This window comes from Thioalkalivibrio sp. ALE31, assembly GCF_000377405.1.
Classification (GTDB): Bacteria; Pseudomonadota; Gammaproteobacteria; order Ectothiorhodospirales; family Ectothiorhodospiraceae; genus Thioalkalivibrio.
Window position 1 is genome coordinate 128,974 of sequence record NZ_KB905021.1, and the last position, 19,347, is coordinate 148,320.

Sequence of the window (19,347 nt, forward strand, 5' to 3'; positions counted from 1 at the left end):
AGGAAAACTCGGATCCATGCACACAATCGCGCGCCCGTCGCTTGGGTGTGGCGCGCGTGGTGAAGCCCGGCCCCGGGTCGGGGCCGGGGCGGGGCGGTCAGTAGAGGAAATCCGGCAGGTGCTTGCGCAGGCTGGCGGCGTCGGTGGACTTGGTCACGTTCTTGGCCACCTCGGCGGTCACGCTCTGGGCGACGGTCGGGTCCAGTACCTCGCGCAGGGCGCCCAAGAAAGTCGGCGCGGCGACGATCACGAGTCGCTTGAAGGTGCCCTCGTGATAGGCGGCCTTGAGCCGCTCGGCGACTTGGCGGGCAAAACGGTTGCGTTCGTTGGCGGCGGGATCGGTACTCTCCTGCATGGCGTGCCGCGCATCCCCGCTGGCACTGCTCCAGCTGCGTCCGGGGCGATCCGAGACGAGATCCTGGTTGTGGGCGCGGGACTCGCTGTGCGAGAGCGTCTCGCTCTCGTGCATCCCCTGACAGGCGCGGCCCTCGCAGGCAAAGATGCGGGCGCGCGCGGCATCGGCGACAACGATCCAGACAGTGTCCATGCAGATCCTCCTGTGGCGTAGACGGTGGCCCCGGGTACCCGTTGGACGGGTCGACGGGACCGCTGCGGGGCCGGCCCGGCAGGCACCGGCCCCGTCTTCGAGTGTAGATGCTCTCAACCGGCGTGGGGGTGGTATCGCACAGAGCAGGGCCTGTTCCGTGCGGGCGCGCACGGCGTACGGCGCGGTACCCTGATCCCATGTATGCGCGTGCCAAGGAAATGACCCCATGAGCCTTCTGACCTGGCTGGGTATCCTCGTCTGCCTCTCTCAATCGGCTATCCTGTCCGGGCTCAACCTCGGGCTGTTCTCGCGCAGCAAGCTGGAACTGGAGGTCCAGGCGCAGAAGGGGGATCCGCGCGCGGAACGCCTGCTGGCCCTGCGCGGCGATGCGAATTTTGCCCTGGTGACCATCCTCTGGGGCAATGTCGCCGTCAACGTGCTGCTGGCGCTGCTGTCGGGCTCGGCGATGGGGGGCGTGGCGGCGTTCCTGTTCTCCACGGTCGTGATCACGATCTTTGCCGAGATCCTGCCGCAGTCCTATTTCTCCCGGCACGCGCTGAAGGTGGCCGGGGCGCTCTATCCGCTGCTGCGGTTCTACCAGTTCCTGATGTATCCGGTGGCGCGCCCCACGGCCTGGGTGCTGGATCGCTGGCTCGGCGGCGAGGAGATCCGGTTCTTTCCGGAGCGCGATCTGCACTATCTGATCGATCTGCATATGCAGGCGCACGGCAGCGAGATCACGCGGGTCGAGGGCCGCGGTGCCCGCAATTTCCTGGAGCTGGACGACATCCTGGTGCAGCACGAGGGGCAGGCGCTGGATCCGGACAGCGTGGTCGCCATGGAATTCGCGGACGGGCGCCCGGTCTTCCCCGCGATCGCGCCGCGGACCGATGATCCGTTCCTGGTTCGGCTCAATCGGCCGGGGCGGGGATGGATAGTGATTACCGACCCCGAAGGCGAGCCGCGCACGGTGATCCGGGTCCCGGAGTTTACCCGCGAGGCCCTGTTTGCACCGGAACGCTTTGATCCCCAGCATCACTGCCATCATCCTCTGGTGGTGCGTGATGGGGGCCGACGTCTGGGCGGGCTGGTGCCGCATTTCAAGGTGCGCCCGGCCAGCAGTGGCGACACCGTGGTCGGCGACGATGTCATCCTGCTGTGGACCGATGATCAGCGCCGCATCCTGAGCGGGACCGATATCCTCGGCCGTTTGCTGCGCGGTGTGGGGCAGCCGGCCCCGGCCGACACCCCGGGAGCGGTCTGAGCGCGAGCGCAGGAGGCCGAAACGAATGGAATTCAGGACCGTGGGCGGGGCGGGTATAACGCCCTATCTGGACGCCGTGGCACGCCTGCGTATCGCGGTGTTCCGCGAGTGGCCGTACCTCTACGACGGCAGTGCGGAGTACGAGGCGCGGTACCTGCAGGACTACGCGGACTGCCCGGACAGCACGCTGGTGCTGGCGCTGGAAGATGGCCGTGTGGTGGGCGCCTCCACCGCGTTGCCTCTGGCCGCGGCCGAGGCGGAATTCCAGGCCCCGTTTCGCGAGCAGGGGCTGGACCCGGCGGCGTACTACTACCTCGCGGAGTCAGTGCTGGAGCCGGAGTTTCGTGGTCAGGGAGCCGGGCACCGGTTTTTCGCCGCGCGCGAGGCGGCGGCCCGCCGGTTGGGGTTTGCGCATGCCACCTTCTGTGCGGTGGTGCGCCCGCAGGATCACCCGCGGCGCCCGGCGGACTATCGGCCGCTGGACGGTTTCTGGAGGAGGCGCGGCTACACCCGGGCCGAGGGCCTGGTCTGCCAGTTTCCCTGGCCGGATATTGGCGAGACGCAGGAAACCCACAAGCCATTGCAGTTCTGGTGGCGCCGGCTGTGAAAGCGGTCGCGGGGGTTACGCCCCCGAGTCGTCGCCCTGCGGATCGTTGTCCCCCTTGAGCATGCCGGCCAGCCCGGCAAACGGGTTGTGCGTGGCCGTGGTGCCGCCCGTCTTGCCGCTTCCGGGGGTGGCATCGGTATAGCGCTGGTGCTCGTTGTCGTGGCAGTACAGGCACAGCAGTTCCCAGTTGCTGCCGTCCGGGGGGTTGTTGTCGTGGTTGTGGTCGCGGTGGTGCACCGTCAGCTCGCGCAGATTGGCGCGGGTGAACTCCCGCCCGCAGCGCCCGCAAACCCACGGATACATCTTCAGGGCCTGCTCGCGATAGCCGCGTTCGCGCTCCGCCTGGTCGCGCCGACTGCGGGCCACCAGATCGTCAAGACGGTTGGGGGTCGAGTGGGTCATGGGGCGTTCTCCAGAGGTTGCTGCATCGAGCGTAGCTTTGATGCGCCGGCGCGGCCAGTCAGTCCAGGTCTCGAAGGTATTGCGTTAGCGCATCGATGCTGCGTTCGTGGCCGGAGGGGAGGGGGGCTTGCGGGTCCTGCAGCCACGCGGCGATGTCGGCGAAGGTAGTTCCGGCGCGGGTGTAGCGGGTCAGCATGTGGTAGCCCTCGGGGTAGAGCACGGCGCGGTGGGCACCGGACTCCTGCGCGGAAAGCCCCTCCAGCAGGCGCGCCAGGGGGCGCGGTGGCACGAGGTCGTCGCGCGCCCCGTAGAGGGTCAGGCTGGGCGCGGGCAGGTCGGGACCGGTCTCCAGCGCGCGGGTCATCAGGGTGGTCAGGCCGTCGAGGGCATCGATGCGCGCGTCGCGCAGCACGAGCGGGTCGTCGCGCATCTGTTGCAGCACGGCGGGGTCGTCCGTCGGGTGGATATCCAGTTCCGCCGCCATCTCGCCGTCCAGGCGCCAGCCGGGCGCCAGGCGCGCTCCCAGCCACAGGCCGAAGCGCTGATACCAGGGCATGTCGCCCCGGCTCCAGACGGCCGGGGCGATCAGCACCGTGCCGGCTACAAGGGGTGTCCCGTCCCCGGCATCGGGCGCCTCCGCCGCGGCCAGCAGGGCGACCGCGCCGCCCATGCTCTTGCCGACCAGGTAGGGCGTGCGATCGGGATAACGCGCCTGCAGCAGCCGCAGCGCGGTGCGGGCGTCCTCGGCCATGATCCGATGACCGGACCAGTAGCCGGCATTGCGCGTGCCGCCGAAGCCGCGCTGGTCATAGGCGTAGACCGCGATGGCATGCTCGGCGAGGGCCTCGCCCAGGGCCTGCATGCTGCCGCCGTGGTCGTTGAACCCGTGCAGGGCCAGCACCACCTGCTCCGGGGTCTCCGGACCCCAGCGATGCAGCGGCAGTCGATCACCGTCCGCGGTGTGGATGACCTCCGGGGCGAGGATCGGCACGCGGGACTCGCCACCGGACGGGTTGGGCACCGCTCCGGCACAGCCGGCCAGCCACAGGATGGCCAGCGGCAGCAGGAGACCCCGGGCGTGGCTACCGAGCATCGCCTTTGTCGTTGTCGTCGTCGGCGGCGGCAACGGCACGCGGGGGGAACAGGAATTCCCGCGGGCGTTCGCGCAGATGATGGCCGTAGGCGCGGAAGACGCGGCCGAAGGCCCCCATACGCACGCCCCGGGCGCGCAGCGCGACGTACAGCGCGAGGCCGAAACTGACCCACAGGTTGACGGCCCCGATCAGCAGCACGAAGACCAGGAACAGTGTGAATATCCCCAGCCCGGGTGTCTCGCTGGCGGTGATATAGCCGAGATTGGCCGAGGCGAAGGCCACGTGCTGGATATCCAGCGGCAGGCTCAGCAGGTAGCCGACATATCCGGTGACCCCGAGCAGGACACCGAACAGGAAGTTCCCGATCAGGGCCCCGTAGTTGTAGCCGATCCAGTCAGCCAGGCGGTGGCGGGCGCCGGTGGGCAGCAGGCGGCGCAGCCAAGGGTGTTCCCGCAGCCGGCCGGGCAGGTCGAGATAGGCGCAGCGGTTGTCGAAGAACCCGGCGATCAGGCCGGAGACGAACAGCCAGACCCCGGCGATCGCGGCGAAGAACAGCGCCAGCCCCATGATCGGGCGCAGGCCGTCCATCAGGTAGTCGGCCTCCTGGCCGGACAGGATCGGGGTCTCGAACAGGCGGGCGGAAAACAGCCCGATCAGGATCGCGGTGGGCAGGGCGATGCCCACGTTGCCCAGCACCGCGGCAAACTGCGAGCGTCCCACCCGCATCAGGAGGTCCGCCATCTTGCGCGGGTCGGCCGTCCCGCGTTCGCTCTCCTCGATGGCGGCGGCCAGGCGCGCGGCGGTCATCGCCGGCTGCTTGGTGGCGACGGTGAAGTGCAGGATGTGGATGAGCACGAAACCGAGCCCGTAGTTCAGGCTGGTCCACAGTGTGTAGGCCGCCTGGGACAGATCCAGGGCCCCGATCTGGATCTTGATCAGCGCCATCACCGCGATAATCAGCCCGGCGCCGGCCCCGGAGCGCAGCATCTGGAAGTATTCGCCGCGCGACTGGGTGATGTAGTGCTCGCCGGTGTCGCTGACATGCTGGGTAATGCTGCGCGAGACCAGCTTGATGTTGTCCTGCCACAGCGCGCGCACCCCGTGCTGGCGGGCGCTGATGGTGATGAGTTCGCGGAACACGCCGACCGAGGCGGCGCGGGTATCGCGCTCCGCATCGGGTTCCAGCAGGTCGAGCAGCTTGTGGATGCGCCGGAGGGTCTGGTCCAGGCGTTCCAGCAGGTGGGTCAGGGACAGGCTGTTGCCGTGGGTGATGGCCAGCTGGCGCAGGCGCGCGATCTGCTCGCCGCACTGCTCCAGCAGCACGCGGGCGTGGCGGTCGTCCATGCGTTCGCGGTTGGGGTCCTCCAGCGCGGCGCGATAGTCGCGCACGTAGGCGGAGATCTCGCGCTCCTGGGCCACAAACGCCGAGTTGCGCTCCGCGATCGACGGGTCCAGGCGCAGGAGTTCCGGTTCCAGCTCCTCGGCCGCCACCCAGATGGACAGCATCTCCAGGGCGTAGAGGATCTCCTCGCGGGCCCGGTGCAGGACCCCGGGATGCTCGCCGGACAGGCAGCCCAGTGCCTCCAGCAGGCGCCACCAGGCATCGTCCGGAAGGGCGGCGACCCAGACCGCATCGTCGGTCTGGTGAAAGACGTGAAACAGCACATCTTTCAGATCCTGGCGATCCATCGGGCGCGGGTTGATGCGCTCGTAGATCAATTCGGCCGCCTCGCGAAAGAATCCCTTGCGCGAGAACAGGCCGATCCCGGTGTACAGCGTCAGGTGCCGGGCGTCCTCCAGCCCGTCCTCCAGTCGCTGACGCAGCCGTTCCTGCAGGCCCGGGTGGTCCGCGAGCGCCAGGGTCAGTTGTTCGATCCGGCCGATAACCGGGGCCACATTGCGGGGATCTTCCGGGCGCAGCCAGTCGACGAGTTCGCGCAGGGTCTCGGCCAGATCGAGGTCGGCATCTTCCACGCGGGCCAGGAGGTGTTCCGCGTCCTGCTTTGTCATGACAATCCCTGTGGCGGCTGGGCTGGCGTAGCATTATACGAGGCCATACGGGGCTTGTGTCCGCGCGTTGCAGGGGCGCCGATGCGGCCCGGAGATTGAGCTTGAGGCCCGCTGCGTTCACAATACGCCCCTCAATTCTCCCGTGTACTCACGCAGGCCGGCAGTAGCAGGCGGCTTGCGTAACCTGTGCGCGGACGCCCCGCGCGGGTTCGGGCCGCGACGCGCGGGACCCATGGGGCCCAGGCCCCGGCCCAGAGCGAATCGATGATCCAGCTGCGAACCTACGTCTACATGGATTCCCTCCAGCCGCAGCTGGCGGAATACATGGCTACGGTCTCCCAGGGCTTTCTGCCCGTACCGGGGGACTCCTGCCTGTGGGTGGAGGTTTCGCCGGGGATGGCGGTGCACCGTCTGACCGACGTGGCGCTGAAGGCGACCAACGTGCACCTCGCGCAGCAGGTCGTGGAGCGCGAGTTCGGTTCCATGGTGATCCACCACCGCGACCAGAGCGAGGTGCAGGAGGCCGGTCGCGTGCTGCTCTCGCGCCTGGGCGCCAGCCAGGAGGATCGCCAGCCCTGCCGCATCCCCTGGCAGGAGACCATCCGCGGGATGACCCCGGATCACACCGTGCTGATCAACCGCCAGAACCGCCGCGGGAACATGATCCTGCCGGATCAGAGCATGTTCATCCTCGAGGCGGAGCCGGCCGGCTACATCATCTACGCCGCGAACCAGGCGCTGAAGGCGGCCAATGTGTCGCTGATCGATGTGCGTGCGGTGGGCGCCTTCGGGCGTCTGACCCTGGCCGGCCGCGAGGGCGACGTGGACGAGGCGGCGCGCGCGGCGATCCACGCGCTGCACAACCCCGCCGGGACCTGAGATGCATCGCGCGCAGCTGCTGGACCTGCTCGCCCGTCACCAGACGACCTTCATCGAGGAGGCCGGCTTCGTCCGCCGCGCGCTGGATTTCGTCAACGACCACCCGGACTGCTTCAATTGCGACCTGACGCCGGCCCACGTGACCGGCTCGGCCTGGGTGGTCAGTCCGGATCGCGAGCAGGCCCTGCTGTTGCTGCACGGCAAGCACCATCGCTGGTTCCAGCCAGGCGGGCATGCCGATGGTCAGGCGGATATCCTGCAGGTGGCGCTGCGCGAGACACACGAGGAAACCGGCTTGTCCCCCGAGCATATCCGGCTCGTCGAGGAAGACATCTTCGACCTGGATATCCACACCATCCCCGCCAGCCCGCATTTCCCGATGCACGAGCACATCGACGTGCGCTTCCTGCTGGAGATCGATGACCGCCTGCCGGTGCCCGGCAGCCACGAGTCGCACGACATCCTGTGGGTCCCGCTGCAGCATGTCTCGCGCTACAACAACAGCCGTTCCCTGTGGCGGATGGTGGAGAAGACCCGCCGCCTGCGGACCTACCGGCACATTCACCCGCGCTGATCCCGTATCCCCAGCGGGGTGGTGACGTTTCCGCCCGCCCGGCGGGGCGCTATAGTCGCCTTCCGTCTCCCTGATCCATGCGTCCTGTGTCGATGAGCGTTCTGCCACGTCTTGGCCTGCTGCTGTGCCTGATTCTAGCTGCGCCGGTGCTGGCCGACGCCGCGGAGCCGCGTTCGATGACCGTGACGGATCCCGCCGGCGTGGAGCTGGACGTGACCGTCTACCCGGCCGAGGGTGAGCGCCTCTACCTCTGGCTGCTGCCGCAGGCGGGCGCGCACGCCAACCATGCCGAGTTCGGCCGCGAGCTGGCGGCCATGGGCATCGAGGTCTGGCAGGTGGACCTGCTGGATGCCCATTTCCTCCCCCGCACCAACGAGAGCATGCGCAGCCTGGATGGAGTCAGCGTGGCCGCGTTGCTGCGCGCCGCGCATGAAGAGACGGGCAAGGAGGTCATGCTGGTGGCCTCCGGTCGCCCGGCCATCACCGCGCTGCGCGGCCTGCGCCAGTGGCAGAAAGACGGGCCCGAGGCGGCCTACGTGCTGGGTGCGGCCCTGGCCTTCCCCAACCTGATGGTGGACACGCCAGTCGCCGGGGCGCCCGCGGAGTTTGTGGATGTCGTGCGGGCCACCAGCCTTCCGGTGTTTCTGCTGCAGCCGACCCAGGGCGTCTACCGCTGGCACCTGGACGAGATCCTGACCGACCTGCGCCGGGGTGGCAGCGCGGTATTCGTGCAGATGATCCCGGGGGTGCGCGACTTCTACTACCTGCGCCGTTCCGACCCCGAACCGGAGGAAGTGGCCATGGCGGCCCGTCTGCCCGCGCAGTTGCTGCAGGCGGGCCGGTTGCTGGCCAGCGTCCCGCGCCCGCTGGCGGCGGCGCCGATGCCGGAACTCGCGCACGAGGTCGAGGCCGGTCGGGGGCTGGTAGCGCGCGATCACCCACCGCCGGTCGCGGACTTCACCCTGACCGATCACCTTGGCGATGAGCAGTCGCTGTCCGACTACGCGGACCAGGTGGTCCTGCTGAACTTCTGGGCCAGCTGGTGCCCGCCCTGTGTCCACGAGATCCCGTCGATGAACCGCATGGCCGAGACCCTGGGCAAGGGTTTCGCCATCGTCTCGGTTAACTATCAGGAGAGCGCCGAGCACATCTCCGCCTTCATGGACGAGGTGCAGGTGGATTTCCCGGTGCTGATGGATTTCGACGGCCGGGTTGCCGCCGACTGGCGTGTATTCGCCTTCCCCAGCTCCTTCATCCTTGGCCGCGACGGCCGCGTGCGCTATTCCGTCAACAGCGCCATCGAATGGGACGACCCCGACGTCATCAACCGCGTCCGTACCCTCATGACCGAGCCCGAATAGCCGGCCGGACGGTCGTGCGTTATTCGTCGGTGGAGCCTTCCACCGTGGTCAGGCCGAAGGCGTGCCACATTTGCATGCCGCCGCGGTACCACTTGATGCGTTCGGCCGGGTAGCCGAGGTTGGTCAGCGTGCGGATGTTGGTGGGGGACTGCCCGCACCAAGGGCCGTTGCAGAACAGCACCAGGGTCTTCGCGTGGCTGAAGTCGTAGAAGTCCCCGTCGAAGACCACGTCGAACCGGTCGCTCAGCACATTGCGTACGTCGTCCGGGTCGGCCCCGGAGGCGAAGTGCAGGCGATCCCAGGGGATGTTGATGGCACCGGGGATGGTGCCGCGGCGATATTCGCGTGGGGTGCGTGAATCGATGATCAGCAGGTCGTCGCGCTCGGTGGTCTGGCGCAGGTAATCGATGAACTCCAGTTCACCCAGCGTCTCGACCCCTCGACCCAGGCTCATCGGCTGGATGCAGAAGGGCGGACAGGGGCGCGCAATCTGCGCATAGTCGAGATCGATGGTCGCGAAGGTGTCCTGGTCGCGGGTCACCGTCACGCGCTCGTCGCCGTGGCGCACCTCGAACTCGGCCATGTCGGCGGTGATGCCCACCTCCACCTCCGCGAAGGTGGGTGAGGCCACCAGCAGTGCCAGGCTCGCGAGCAGGCCGCATACACGGGGCGATGCGGGTTGGGGCTTTTCCATCGGATTCTCCTCGGCATCCGCCATTCCTCAAGCGTAGTCCCGAATATTGCCGAGCACGCGCAAGGGCCCACGTGTGGCGGGTATTTCGGGCGGCGGCGTTACCCTTGCGCCTGTTCGTCGAGGAGTTCGCGGATCTGGTCGATGACGCCGGGTTCGGTCCATTCGATCGCGCCGAACAGGTAGTAGCGCAGCTGGCCCTCGCGGTCGATGACGTAGCTGGTGGGGTAGGCCATCGCGCGCCAGTCATTCAGGGAGGCCTGGTCCGGGTCGAGGAGGATGGTGAAGTCCGTTTGCACTTCGTCCTCGATGAAGCGGCGGATGGTGGCCTCGTCCTCGCCTAGATTCACCGCGAGGATGCGAAAGCCTTCCGCGCGCAGTTCATCCTCCAGCAACTGCATGGATGGCATCTCGTGCACGCAGGGCGGGCACCAGCTTGCCCAGAAGTTCACCAGCACGACCTCGCCGCGATAGTCCTCCAGACGACGGTTGTCGCCGGCAAGGTCGGGCCGTTCCAGCGGCGGGGCGGCCACGGGCTCGTCCAGGGTATTCAGTTGCGCGTCGCCGCCGGTGGGGGTGCGCACGGCCAGGTCGGTGTCCGCATCGGCCACGGCCGGCGTCCGCTGGCGGGGCAGGCGCGACAGCATCTCCATGCCGAAGGCGATCTCGCGATGGAAGTGCTCGCTCGCCAGTTGCTCGCCGGCCGTGGCATCCGGGCGGAAGAAGAACCGGTCGCGGATGCCGGGAAGCAGGCGGGCCCCCACGGCACTACCGCCCTCCGTGAGACCCGCGCGGATGCGGCCGAGTTGCTGGCGCTGTGGGGATTGCGCCGGTTGCAGGATGTACACGGGGAGGTTGGTCAGCCCGACGATGGCCTGCAGCTCGGCACCTTCGGTGTCCACGCCGGTGTGCAGGTAGGGGCTGGCCATCAGCAGGCCGGCCATGTGGTCCGCATCCGGGTGGGCGAGCTGCCACTGGTAAAGCCCGGTGAGCAGCCAGGGCAGGGCGCGGTCGTGGCCGAACGCGAAGACGGCGCGACCGGTATCGGCGTGAGCCGACTCGATCAGGTCCGCGACCGTCGTGGTGGGCATGTCATCGAAGCTGGAGGCCGCCTCCGGCAGGAAGTGGCCGCTGAAGGGGTCAACCAGCCAGACCTCGATGCCGATGGCCTGCAGGGCCAGGGCCTGGGTGCGGTGGCCGTCGCGCAACCCGTGCTCGGACGGGAACCACAGCAGCACGGCGTCGCCGTCGGCGCGATAGCGCTCCACCGGGACCTCGGCGCCGCCGGCCTCGATGATGGCGGCTGCGTTCGCAGCGCCGGTTGGATCCCCGGCATCCTGGGCCAGGGCGATAAGCGGCGTCCCCAGAAGCGCTACCAGAGTGAGCAGAACAACGGCGAGAGAACGGGTCATGCAGGCCTTTCCGGAGGGTGTTCGGGGAGAGACGCACGAGGGCTCGATATTGATCCGCCGGTGCTGAATGCAGTCCGGTCGTCCCGTGGACATCCTTGTGAGATTCCACACCTAGAGCGACACCGGGACCCGGCGATACGGCTCGGGGGGCGGCGGTCTGTGGTCGCCGCTTTCGGGGAAGCGCTGGATCAGCTTGTCGTAGTAGCTGCGGATGTTCTGCACGTAGACGACCGGCTCCCAGCCACGGGCGTAGCCATAGCGGGTGCGCTCGTACCATTCGGGGTCGGCCAGGCGCGGGAGCCACTGCATCACGTCCAGCCAGCGATCCGGATCGTCGCCATGCGCATCCGCCAGGCGACGGGCGTCGTGCAGGTGACCGAGGCCGACGTTGTAGGCCGCCAGGGTCATCCAGGTGCGGTCCGGTTCCGGGATTCGCTCCGGGAGTCGTTCGCGCAGATCCAGCAGGTATCGCGTGCCACCGTCCACGCTCGATGCGGGATCGGTGCGGTCGTCGATGCCGAGACCCGCAGCGGTGTTCTGGGTCAGCATCATCAGCCCGCGCACGCCGGTGGGCGACACGGCGTTGGCATTCCAGTGTGACTCCTGATAGGCCACCGCCGCGATGAAGCGCCAATCCAGGCCGTATTGCTCGCCGGCGCTCTCGAACAGGTCGCGAAAGCGATCCAGGCGGTCCTCCACTCGGCGGGCGAAGGTCAGGGCGTCCACCAGGTCGTGGGTCTCCAGGTGGCCCAGGTAACGGTCGGTCATCAGCTCCAGTTCGCGGCTCTCGCGCAGGCGCTCGATATAGCGTTCCGCCGCTTCGATCAGGCTGTGGTCGAACCCGGACGGGAACAGCCAGGTGACGGTCGCACCGCGCTCGAACTCGTACGCGGTGCGCAGCTCCGGATGCAGGCGCCGCAGCCGCCCGAACTCCAGCGAGTTCATCAGGGCATAGTCGATCTCGCCTGCGGCCAGGGCCTGGCGCAGCGCCTCGGCGGTGCCCAGCGGTACCAGGTCGATCGCTGGGTCAGGTGGCTCGTCGCTCAGCGTTTCCAAGGGGTTCTCTTCCGGATCGGCGGATTCGGGGCCCTCCGCCAGGGTCGAGCTCCGTTGTCTTGAGGCCTCGACTTGGGCCAGGTGGTCCCGCAGGCGTTCCGGCAAGGGGGATTGCGCGGTGAACCCCAGACGGGTTCCGGCAGGCAGATCGTCGAGGGCGGACAGGGCCGCGTTCGCTTCGTTGCCGCGCCAGAAGGCGAGGAGCTGCTGGATCGCGAGGATCTCCGGGCCCGGTTTGACCGCGGGATCGCCGGGATCGACCAGCAAGCCGGCGGCAAGATCCACGCGCTGTTCGCGCAGACGCTGGTGGGCCTCGGCCGCTGTGTCCACGCGGGTGACCCGGATGCGCGTGCCCAGCTCCCGCGCAAAGCCGTGCAGCAGGTCGAGGTCCAGTTGGTCGTGGCCGTTGGCCATGGTCAGTTCCGAACGGCCAAGTGGAGTGTCCACCAGAACGACCTGCAACTCCTCGCGAAAGGTGAGCTGCTCCAGTGCAGAGGGTGGCTGGAACCAGACCCGCAGACCAATCATCACCAGCAGCACGATGAAGATGCCGAGCTCGATCTGACGCCAGGTCGTGCTTGGAGGTCGGAGCTGAAGGTGCGGGGCCATGGACTGGATGATACCCAATCAAGCGGCGTGGCCGCGCGGGGCGCGGCGGTGCCGGGTCCGGGCGCTGGTCCTGGCCGGAATGTTTCCCTATCGCCAGTTCAGGACCAGCCCCTGAGCGCGCAGGATCTGCAGCGCGGGGTCGACACAGGTGTCGATGAAGGCGGCCCGGCGCGGATTGTCGCGTGCCAGTCGGCGGTAGTCCGGACCCGCGGGCAGGCCCGCGAGCTGGTAGATATCCGCCGTGGGGTAGTAGAAGGCGTGCACGAACTGACGGAATACCCGGCGCATCAGCGGCCGGTAGGTGGCCTTCTGCCAGGCGGGCAGGGAGTCCAGGTAGCTTTCCAGCGTGTCGCGGGCATGCGCCATGTGGCGGGCCTCGTCGATCATGTGGGTGGTGACGACGTCATGCACCGTGGGGCTTATCTGGTCGCGGCGCTGGTGGATCAGCCGGTTCATCCGGTCCGGCACCTCCTCGCCGATCATCACCGCGATCCAGAAGATCGAGGACTCGAACGGGGCGAAGCGTCCGACCAGGGTGGCGAGACGTGGCTTCGGGAAGCGCTTCTCCGGCAGCTCCAGGCCGCTGCGCCGCATGAACTCGATGAACATCAGGCTGTGCCCGGCCTCTTCGCGCAGCTCGTGCAGGCGGTAGTTCAGCCGGTCCAGCCGGCCGGTCGAGTGCATGGAGATGCGCGAGATGCGCTCCATGAACAGGCCCTCCAGCCACAGTGCCCCGCTGATGAAGTAGAGGAACTCGTACTGCGACAGGCGGCGTTTCTGCTCGGCGGACAACGCCGAGTATTCCGGCGTACCGAATAGCGAGACGGCCTCTTCCGGGATCCAGAAGTCCTCCGGCGACAGCGCATCCCAGCGAATCCGCGTGAGCGGATCCTGGTATGGCGAACTGTTGCGGCTCAAGTGATCGAGCAGCTCCTGGGAGGAATTCATCGTTGGCGTGCCGGGGCCCATGCGGATGACGCCGGGAATCATACCGGCTCTGCCCGTCCGGACCAACGCCAACCCGTTGCAATCTGCGGTTGCTCCCCCATGATTAAGGAGACGCTGATTGAATCGCACGTCCGCGTTGGCGCCCCCTGTTTTCCGAGACAAGGCGCGTCGTGCAGCGGGTAGTGGTTCTACCCGCAAGCGGCGCAACGCAGGATCGGGGAACAGGGGGCACCAACCCCACAAGCCATTGAAAGCAGGGGCTCGGCCGCTTTTGCGCGCGCACAGCGTTGCGGCTCCCTTATGCAGAACGACTACACGGCACTCACCGCGCCTTGTTCGCACGCAAAAGCGACTCGAGCGCGGACGTGCGATTCAATCAGCGTCTCCTTAAGATCATGGACAAGAACATACGTTACCGGATCAGCTTTCTGAACAATGGCAAAACCTACGAATTGTTCGCCCGTGATGTTTATCAGGATGAACTGTACGGGTTCGTGACCATCGAGGGTCTGCTGTTCGGGGAGCGCTCGCAGGTCGTGGTGGATCCCTCGGAGGAACGCCTGCGTACCGAGTTCGAGGGAGTGGAGCGCTTCCACGTGCCGATGCATGCCCTGATTCGCATCGACGAGGTCACCGCCGTGGGGACGCCGCGCATCCACGACGCGGGCGCGGTGGGTGGAAACGTGCATGCCTTCCCGGGGTTGCCAGGCAAGGGTGGGTCCTGATCCGCAAGCGTTTTCCACCGGCCCTCCATTGCGCCGCTGCCGCGCCTGGTTTAGGATTCCGCGCTCTGTAGCCGTCCAGCGGTTGCGGAAAACGGAGAGGTGGCCGAGCGGTCGAAGGCGCACGCCTGGAAAGTGTGTATACGGTAACCCCGTATCGAGGGTTCGAATCCCTCCCTCTCCGCCAGATTCGAGCAAAGGGGCCTGCGTGGCCCCTTTTGCATGTTTGGCCCCGGAGAGCGCTGACAAGCGTGTACATTCATCAGTGTTTCCCTAGGACGCTCTCTCGCCCCATGGAACCCCGATTTCGCGAAACTGACCTCCTGCGTGGCGTGGCGCAGATTGCCCAGCTCCCGGCCGACACGGGCGTCGAGATCGCCTTTGCCGGGCGCTCCAACGCCGGCAAGTCCAGCGCCCTGAACGCCTTGTGCGGGCGCAAGGCGCTGGCGCGGGTGGGCCGCACCCCCGGGCGCACCCAGGAGATCAACCTCTTCCGTCTGCCGCCCGCCGAGCACTGGCGGCTCGTCGACCTGCCGGGCTACGGCTACGCCAAGGTGTCGGCCGGCAAGCGCGCCGAATGGGATCAGCTTCTGGGTGGCTATCTGCAGACGCGCCAGTGCCTGGTGGGGCTGGTGCTGATCATGGACATCCGCCGGCCGCTGACCGAGCTGGATCGCCAGCTCCTGGACTGGGTGCCTCTGGAGCGCTGCCACTTGCACTGCCTGCTGACCAAGGCGGACAAACTCTCGCGCCAGGAGGCCGACCGCCAGTTGCGCAAGGCGCATGGTGAGCTGGAGGCCATGGGCGTCGAGGCGACGTTGCAGACCTTCTCCTCGCTGAAGAACCAGGGTGTCGATGACCTGCGCGGCCTGCTGGGTGGCTGGCTGGCCGAGCATGATCCGGAGTCGGCTCCCGCGACCGGCTGAGGCCCGTCTCTGCCCGACGGTCGAGCGGATACACGAAACGCAGACAAAAAGAAGCCCCGGCCTTGGGGTGGGACCGGGGCTAATTTCGGCCTCTACAGGGGGGGAGAGAGGCCTATTGCCCGCTCAGGGAGAGAAGCGGGCCGCGCTGGGCTAGAGCGCTCAGTAAGTGAGAAAGCACTGCGCGGGCAAAGTTCCTGCCGCGTGCCTCTCGATTGCGAATTTTTTCACAGAATCCATCGTTGCCGTCCGGGGTGTGGCTCAGTTGGCTGTCCCGGTGGCCTCCGCATGGGTTCGCAGGCCCTCCACCAGTTCGGCGGCGGGTGTCCCGTGCGGGTAGATCTGCAGCAAGTCGCCTTCCGGGCCGACCAGGTAGGTGGACGAGCTGTGATCGACCACGTAGCCCATGGCCGAGTCGATCTCGGTGCGTTCGTAGAATACGCCGTAGCGTTCCGTGATCGGCTGCAGCTCTTCGTGGGACCCGGTCGCCGCCTGGATGGCCGGGTGGAAGTGCCCCACATAGGTCTCCAGGCGCTCGCGGTCATCACGTTCCGGGTCGACGCTTACCAGTACCGCCGCGACCTCGCCCTCCAGCTCGGGCGGCAGGCGGTCCAGCGCGGCGCTGATCCAGCCCAGGCTGGTCGGGCAGGCATCCGGGCAGGCGGTGTAGCCGAAGTAGACCCAGACGTATCGCCCTTCCAGGTCCGCCAGCCGGAACCGCTCGCCCGTGGTGGAAACGGGCAGTTCGATCGGCCCGCCGGATACCGCATCGGCCACCGGCAGGCGTTCGTGGTCGGCCCCCTGGGACACGGGGGGTGGTGCCGGGCGGAGCATCACGAAGACGAGCAGGGCGCCGGCCGCCAGCACGGCCAGTACCCAGAGCAGGCTGCTCAGCGGGATACGCTGCATGTCGGTTTTCCTCAGGGGTTGTCGCTGTGGCTGCGGCGGGTGACAAAACGAAACTGGACCCGGGCCGCATCCGCATCGCCCGCGGGCATCACGGTGGCGGCCCAGGTCATGGCCTCGGTGGTGCAGATGGGCAGCGTCGTCTCGCCGACATAGCGCCCGCCGCCTGTGTGTTCCAGCCGCGGGCGCTGGAAGCCCATGTACATCTCCACCCCGGCCAGATCCAGTTCCAGGGCCTCGGGTTCGCCGAGGTTGCCCCGGGCCGCCGGGTCCAGCTCCAGGGTCAGCTCAAGTGGTTGCAGCATCGGCACGGGGCGTGGCGTGATCCCCAGGGTCAGCGTACCGCCCGCCGGATGGTCGGCGCTGCAGGGCCCTGCGTTCAGGTCGCAGTCCTCCGGCTGGACGATGGTGATCCCGCCGGAACCACCGGTGTCCAGATAGCGTTCGGCCAGCACCCAGGCGGTCGCCAGCAACAGGACCGCGACCAGCCAGGGGGCGAGCCGGTTGAACCCCTTGGCCAGTGAATCCGACATCTAGTGTGCGTCGTCCCAGTTGGCGCCGGTGCCGACATCTACCACCAGCTCCACGTCGAGCTCGGCGGCCCCGCTCATGGCCTGGCGCACCAGCGTGGTCAGGTCCTCCACGGCCGCATCGGCCACCTCGAACACCAGTTCGTCGTGCACCTGCATGATCATGCGGGCGTCGATATTCGAGTTCGCGAGATCGTTGGCGACGCGCACCATCGCGCGCTTGATGATGTCGGCGGCGGTACCCTGCATCGGGGCGTTGATGGCGACACGCTCGGACTGCTGGCGTCGCGCCCCGTTGCGGCTGTTGATCTCCGGCAGGTACAGGCGGCGGCCGAACAGGGTCTCGACATAGCCGTTCTCGCGCCCGGAGGCGCGCGCGCGTTCCATATAGTCGTGCACGCCGGGATAGCGATTGAAGTAGCGGTCGATGTACTCGCGCGCCTCGCCCTGCTCGATGCCGAGGTTGCGCGCCAGGCCCCAGGCGGACATGCCGTAGATCAGGCCGAAGTTGATCGCCTTGGCCGCGCGGCGCTGATCGCCGGAGACCTGCTCCGGGTCCAGCCCGAAGACCTCGGCGGCGGTCGCGCGGTGGATGTCCTGGCCCTCGCCGAAGGCCTTCAGCAGGCCCGCGTCCTGCGACAGGTGGGCCATGATGCGCAGCTCGATCTGCGAGTAGTCCGCCGCCAGCAGCTGGTGTCCCTCATCCGCGATGAACGCGCGGCGGATGCGCCGGCCGGCCTCGGTGCGCACCGGGATGTTCTGCAGGTTCGGCTCCGAGGACGACAGCCGCCCGGTGGCTGCCCCCGCCTGGTGGTAGGAGGTGTGCACCCGTCCGGTCTCCGGGTGGATGCGCCGGGGCAGGGTCTCGGTGTAGGTGCTGCGCAGCTTGGACAGGCCGCGGTGCTCGAGGATCAGGCGCGGCAGGGCGTAGTCGTCCGCCATCTGCTCCAGCACGTCCTCGGCGGTGGAGGGCTGGCCCTTGGGCGTGCGCCGCAGCACCGGCAGGCCCAGGCGCTCGAACAGGATCTCCTGGATCTGCTTGGGCGAGCCGAGGTTGAACTCGCCGCCGGCCTCCTCGAAGGCCTCGCGCTCGATGCGCTCCATCTCGGCCAGCAGCTCCTGGCTCTGCTCGCCGAGCAGATCCGGGTCCACCTTTACGCCCACGCGTTCGATATCCGCCAGCACCGGGACCAGCGGCATCTCGATCTCGCGGTAGACGAACGCGGGGCCTTCAGCCTCTTGCAGGCGCGGCTGGAACACCGCATCCAGCTGAAGGCAGATGTCGGCATCCTCGCCGGCGTAATCGGTGGCGATGCCGATATCCACCTCGGCGAACGGGATCTGCTTCGCGCCCTTGCCGGCCACGTCCTCGTAATGCGTGGTCTGGTAGTCCAGGTGGCGCTCGGCCAGGGAGTCGAGGTCGTGGCGGTTGGCGCCGGCATCCAGGCAGAACGACTCGAGCAGGGTGTCGTCGACGATGCCGCGCAGGGTGATGCCGTGATTACCCAGCACGTTGCGGTCGTACTTCAGGTGATGCCCCAGCTTGCCGTGGTCCTCGGATTCCAGCCAGGGCTTCAGACGTTCCAGCGTCTCCGCGCGCGGCAGCTGCGGGTCGGCATCCGGCCCGGTGTGGGCCAGCGGCAGGTAGTAGGCGGTGCCTGGCTCGAAGGCGAAGGACATGCCGACGATCTCGGCGCGCATCGCATCCAGGCTGGTGGTCTCGGTATCGAAGGCGACCCGCTCGGCCTGGTCCAGACGCTCCAGCAGCTCGGCCAGTTCGACCTCCTCGCGCAACGTGCGGTAGTCGGCCTTCGCCAGCGGCGAGCCCGGATTGCCGCTAGCGGCCGCGTCCTCGCCGCCCTCCAGCTCCGCGCGCCAGCGGGTAAAGCCATAGCGGCGCACCATCTCCAGCAGGCGCTCGTGGTCCGGCTCGCGGATGTTGAGGTCGTTGGGGCCGACGTCCAGCTCGACATCGCGCTTGACCGTGATCAGTTCGCGCGAGGTGGGCAGGCGCTCGGCCGCGGCGCGCAGGTTCTCGCCGATCTTGCCGCCGATGCCGTCGGCCTGTTCCAGAATGGTGTCGAGATCGCCGTACTTCGCGATCCACTTGGCCGCGGTCTTGGGGCCGACCTTGTCCACGCCCGGGATGTTGTCGACGCTGTCGCCCATCAGCGCGAGGTAGTCGACGATCTGCTCCGGGGCGACGCCGAATTTCTCCTGCACGCCCTCGGGGTCCAGCGTGACCCCGCTCATGGTGTTGACCAGCGTGATGCGGTCATTCACCAGCTGCGCGAGATCCTTGTCGCCGGTGGAGATCACCACGTCATGCCCGGCGCGGGCCGCCTGGTCGGCCAGGGTCGCGATCACGTCGTCGGCCTCCACGCCCTCGACGCACAAAAGCGGCAGGCCCATCGCCCGCACCAGTTCGTGCAACGGTTCGATCTGGGCGGCCAGCTCGTCCGGCATCGGCGGGCGGGTGGCCTTGTATTCCGGATAGATGTCGTCGCGGAAGGTCTTGCCCTTGGCGTCGAACACCACCGCCATGTGTTCCGGGCCGTAGTCCGCGCGCAGCTTGCGCAGCATGTTGGCCACACCAATCATCGCCCCGGTCGGGGCGCCATCCGGCGCGGTCAGCGGCGGCAGCGCATGGAAGGCGCGGAACAGGTACGACGAGCCGTCGACCAGGACAAGAGGCGCTTGCGACATGAAGGTGGAATCCGGACAGGGAACGCGCGCCATTCTACAGGCCCGGCCCGGGCCGCGACCATTTGTGCGCGCCCGGGGGCGCCGGTACGCTGAAGCCTTCACCCTT

18 protein-coding genes and 1 tRNA gene are annotated in these 19,347 nt (G+C 67.9%); 8 read left to right on the forward strand and 11 right to left on the reverse strand.

The window, feature by feature from the left end; genetic code table 11:
- Positions 1–97: 97 nt before the first annotated feature.
- Positions 98–547 (reverse strand): host attachment protein, encoded by a 450-nt coding sequence (locus tag D103_RS0104045; RefSeq protein WP_018867815.1) that lies wholly within the window; start codon positions 545–547, stop codon positions 98–100.
- 226 nt (positions 548–773) lie between these two features.
- Between D103_RS0104045 and D103_RS0104050 the strand changes: the two genes are divergently transcribed.
- Both D103_RS0104050 and D103_RS0104055 read left to right on the forward strand, forming a co-directional pair.
- A complete protein-coding gene (locus tag D103_RS0104050; protein WP_018875904.1) occupies positions 774–1,811 on the forward strand; it encodes a DUF21 domain-containing protein in 1,038 nt (345 codons plus the stop codon).
- A 25-nt stretch (positions 1,812–1,836) separates the two neighbouring features.
- A complete protein-coding gene (locus D103_RS0104055) occupies positions 1,837–2,418 on the forward strand; it encodes a GNAT family N-acetyltransferase (RefSeq protein ID WP_018867817.1) in 582 nt (193 codons plus the stop codon).
- Between the two features lie 15 nt (positions 2,419–2,433).
- Here D103_RS0104055 and D103_RS0104060 read toward each other — a convergent pair whose 3' ends face one another.
- Genes D103_RS0104060 through D103_RS0104070 form a run of 3 tightly spaced genes read right to left on the reverse strand, consistent with a single transcriptional unit; the run spans position 2,434 to position 5,924 of the window.
- Positions 2,434–2,820 carry a YajD family HNH nuclease gene (locus tag D103_RS0104060; RefSeq protein ID WP_018875905.1) on the reverse strand — a complete coding sequence of 129 codons (387 nt, stop codon included), beginning with the start codon at positions 2,818–2,820 and terminating at the stop codon, positions 2,434–2,436.
- Positions 2,821–2,878: 58 nt separating this feature from the next.
- The gene (locus tag D103_RS0104065) at positions 2,879–3,913 is read right to left on the reverse strand and encodes an alpha/beta fold hydrolase (RefSeq protein WP_018875906.1); all 1,035 of its coding nucleotides are present in this window, start codon (positions 3,911–3,913) and stop codon (positions 2,879–2,881) included.
- The gene (locus D103_RS0104070; protein WP_018875907.1) at positions 3,903–5,924 is read right to left on the reverse strand and encodes a site-specific recombinase; all 2,022 of its coding nucleotides are present in this window, start codon (positions 5,922–5,924) and stop codon (positions 3,903–3,905) included. The genes D103_RS0104065 and D103_RS0104070 overlap by 11 nt, the downstream gene beginning before the upstream one ends.
- 264 nt (positions 5,925–6,188) lie before the next feature.
- Here D103_RS0104070 and D103_RS0104075 point away from each other — a divergent pair, with 264 nt between their 5' ends.
- The 3 genes from D103_RS0104075 to D103_RS0104085 all read left to right on the forward strand — a co-directional run bounded on the left by D103_RS0104075 (position 6,189) and on the right by D103_RS0104085 (position 8,738).
- Positions 6,189–6,803, forward strand: coding sequence for a BMC domain-containing protein (locus tag D103_RS0104075; RefSeq protein ID WP_018867821.1), 615 nt, complete (start codon positions 6,189–6,191; stop codon positions 6,801–6,803).
- A 1-nt stretch (position 6,804) separates the two neighbouring features.
- Positions 6,805–7,377 (forward strand): NUDIX hydrolase, encoded by a 573-nt coding sequence (locus D103_RS0104080; protein ID WP_018875908.1) that lies wholly within the window; start codon positions 6,805–6,807, stop codon positions 7,375–7,377.
- Between the two features lie 92 nt (positions 7,378–7,469).
- Entirely contained in the window at positions 7,470–8,738 is a 1,269-nt protein-coding gene (locus tag D103_RS0104085) for a TlpA disulfide reductase family protein (RefSeq protein WP_026280262.1), read from the forward strand.
- 19 nt (positions 8,739–8,757) lie between these two features.
- Here D103_RS0104085 and D103_RS0104090 read toward each other — a convergent pair whose 3' ends face one another.
- The 4 genes from D103_RS0104090 to D103_RS0104105 form a co-directional block, all read right to left on the reverse strand.
- The gene (locus D103_RS0104090) at positions 8,758–9,456 is read right to left on the reverse strand and encodes a rhodanese-like domain-containing protein (protein WP_018875910.1); all 699 of its coding nucleotides are present in this window, start codon (positions 9,454–9,456) and stop codon (positions 8,758–8,760) included.
- Positions 9,457–9,530: 74 nt separating this feature from the next.
- Positions 9,531–10,841: a peroxiredoxin gene (locus D103_RS0104095; RefSeq protein WP_018875911.1), complete on the reverse strand. Its 1,311-nt coding sequence runs from the start codon at positions 10,839–10,841 to the stop codon at positions 9,531–9,533.
- Positions 10,842–10,952: 111 nt separating this feature from the next.
- Positions 10,953–12,506, reverse strand: coding sequence for a membrane-bound lytic murein transglycosylase MltF (gene mltF, locus D103_RS0104100; RefSeq protein WP_018867826.1), 1,554 nt, complete (start codon positions 12,504–12,506; stop codon positions 10,953–10,955).
- A gap of 87 nt (positions 12,507–12,593) precedes the next feature.
- Positions 12,594–13,454, reverse strand: a complete 861-nt coding sequence (locus D103_RS0104105) for a diiron oxygenase (RefSeq protein ID WP_018875912.1) — start codon at positions 13,452–13,454, stop codon at positions 12,594–12,596.
- Between the two features lie 395 nt (positions 13,455–13,849).
- Here D103_RS0104105 and D103_RS0104110 point away from each other — a divergent pair, with 395 nt between their 5' ends.
- The 3 genes from D103_RS0104110 to yihA all read left to right on the forward strand — a co-directional run bounded on the left by D103_RS0104110 (position 13,850) and on the right by yihA (position 15,102).
- On the forward strand, positions 13,850–14,179 hold the full coding sequence (locus D103_RS0104110; protein WP_026279324.1) for a DUF1820 family protein: 330 nt from the start codon (positions 13,850–13,852) through the stop codon (positions 14,177–14,179).
- A gap of 93 nt (positions 14,180–14,272) precedes the next feature.
- Positions 14,273–14,363: transfer RNA gene (locus D103_RS0104115), tRNA-Ser, on the forward strand.
- 106 nt (positions 14,364–14,469) lie between these two features.
- Positions 14,470–15,102, forward strand: a complete 633-nt coding sequence (yihA, locus tag D103_RS0104120) for a ribosome biogenesis GTP-binding protein YihA/YsxC (protein ID WP_026280263.1) — start codon at positions 14,470–14,472, stop codon at positions 15,100–15,102.
- Between the two features lie 258 nt (positions 15,103–15,360).
- Here the strand turns inward: yihA and D103_RS0104125 are convergent, their stop codons facing one another.
- Genes D103_RS0104125 through polA form a run of 3 tightly spaced genes read right to left on the reverse strand, consistent with a single transcriptional unit; the run spans position 15,361 to position 19,241 of the window.
- Entirely contained in the window at positions 15,361–16,008 is a 648-nt protein-coding gene (locus D103_RS0104125; protein WP_018875914.1) for an SCO family protein, read from the reverse strand.
- 11 nt (positions 16,009–16,019) lie between these two features.
- Entirely contained in the window at positions 16,020–16,538 is a 519-nt protein-coding gene (locus tag D103_RS0104130; RefSeq protein WP_018875915.1) for a hypothetical protein, read from the reverse strand.
- Positions 16,539–19,241, reverse strand: coding sequence for a DNA polymerase I (gene polA, locus D103_RS0104135; protein ID WP_018875916.1), 2,703 nt, complete (start codon positions 19,239–19,241; stop codon positions 16,539–16,541). It lies immediately after the preceding gene.
- Between the last annotated feature and the right edge of the window lie 106 nt (positions 19,242–19,347).

Coding starts and splice junctions, on each gene's coding strand:
- D103_RS0104045 (WP_018867815.1), bottom strand. CDS start 547: ATGGACACTGTCTGGATCGTTGTCGCCGATGCCGCGCGCGCCCGCATC.
- D103_RS0104050 (WP_018875904.1), top strand. CDS start 774: ATGAGCCTTCTGACCTGGCTGGGTATCCTCGTCTGCCTCTCTCAATCG.
- D103_RS0104055 (WP_018867817.1), top strand. CDS start 1,837: ATGGAATTCAGGACCGTGGGCGGGGCGGGTATAACGCCCTATCTGGAC.
- D103_RS0104060 (WP_018875905.1), bottom strand. CDS start 2,820: ATGACCCACTCGACCCCCAACCGTCTTGACGATCTGGTGGCCCGCAGT.
- D103_RS0104065 (WP_018875906.1), bottom strand. CDS start 3,913: ATGCTCGGTAGCCACGCCCGGGGTCTCCTGCTGCCGCTGGCCATCCTG.
- D103_RS0104070 (WP_018875907.1), bottom strand. CDS start 5,924: ATGACAAAGCAGGACGCGGAACACCTCCTGGCCCGCGTGGAAGATGCC.
- D103_RS0104075 (WP_018867821.1), top strand. CDS start 6,189: ATGATCCAGCTGCGAACCTACGTCTACATGGATTCCCTCCAGCCGCAG.
- D103_RS0104080 (WP_018875908.1), top strand. CDS start 6,805: ATGCATCGCGCGCAGCTGCTGGACCTGCTCGCCCGTCACCAGACGACC.
- D103_RS0104085 (WP_026280262.1), top strand. CDS start 7,470: ATGAGCGTTCTGCCACGTCTTGGCCTGCTGCTGTGCCTGATTCTAGCT.
- D103_RS0104090 (WP_018875910.1), bottom strand. CDS start 9,456: ATGGCGGATGCCGAGGAGAATCCGATGGAAAAGCCCCAACCCGCATCG.
- D103_RS0104095 (WP_018875911.1), bottom strand. CDS start 10,841: ATGACCCGTTCTCTCGCCGTTGTTCTGCTCACTCTGGTAGCGCTTCTG.
- mltF (WP_018867826.1), bottom strand. CDS start 12,506: ATGGCCCCGCACCTTCAGCTCCGACCTCCAAGCACGACCTGGCGTCAG.
- D103_RS0104105 (WP_018875912.1), bottom strand. CDS start 13,454: ATGAATTCCTCCCAGGAGCTGCTCGATCACTTGAGCCGCAACAGTTCG.
- D103_RS0104110 (WP_026279324.1), top strand. CDS start 13,850: ATGGACAAGAACATACGTTACCGGATCAGCTTTCTGAACAATGGCAAA.
- yihA (WP_026280263.1), top strand. CDS start 14,470: ATGGAACCCCGATTTCGCGAAACTGACCTCCTGCGTGGCGTGGCGCAG.
- D103_RS0104125 (WP_018875914.1), bottom strand. CDS start 16,008: ATGCAGCGTATCCCGCTGAGCAGCCTGCTCTGGGTACTGGCCGTGCTG.
- D103_RS0104130 (WP_018875915.1), bottom strand. CDS start 16,538: ATGTCGGATTCACTGGCCAAGGGGTTCAACCGGCTCGCCCCCTGGCTG.
- polA (WP_018875916.1), bottom strand. CDS start 19,241: ATGTCGCAAGCGCCTCTTGTCCTGGTCGACGGCTCGTCGTACCTGTTC.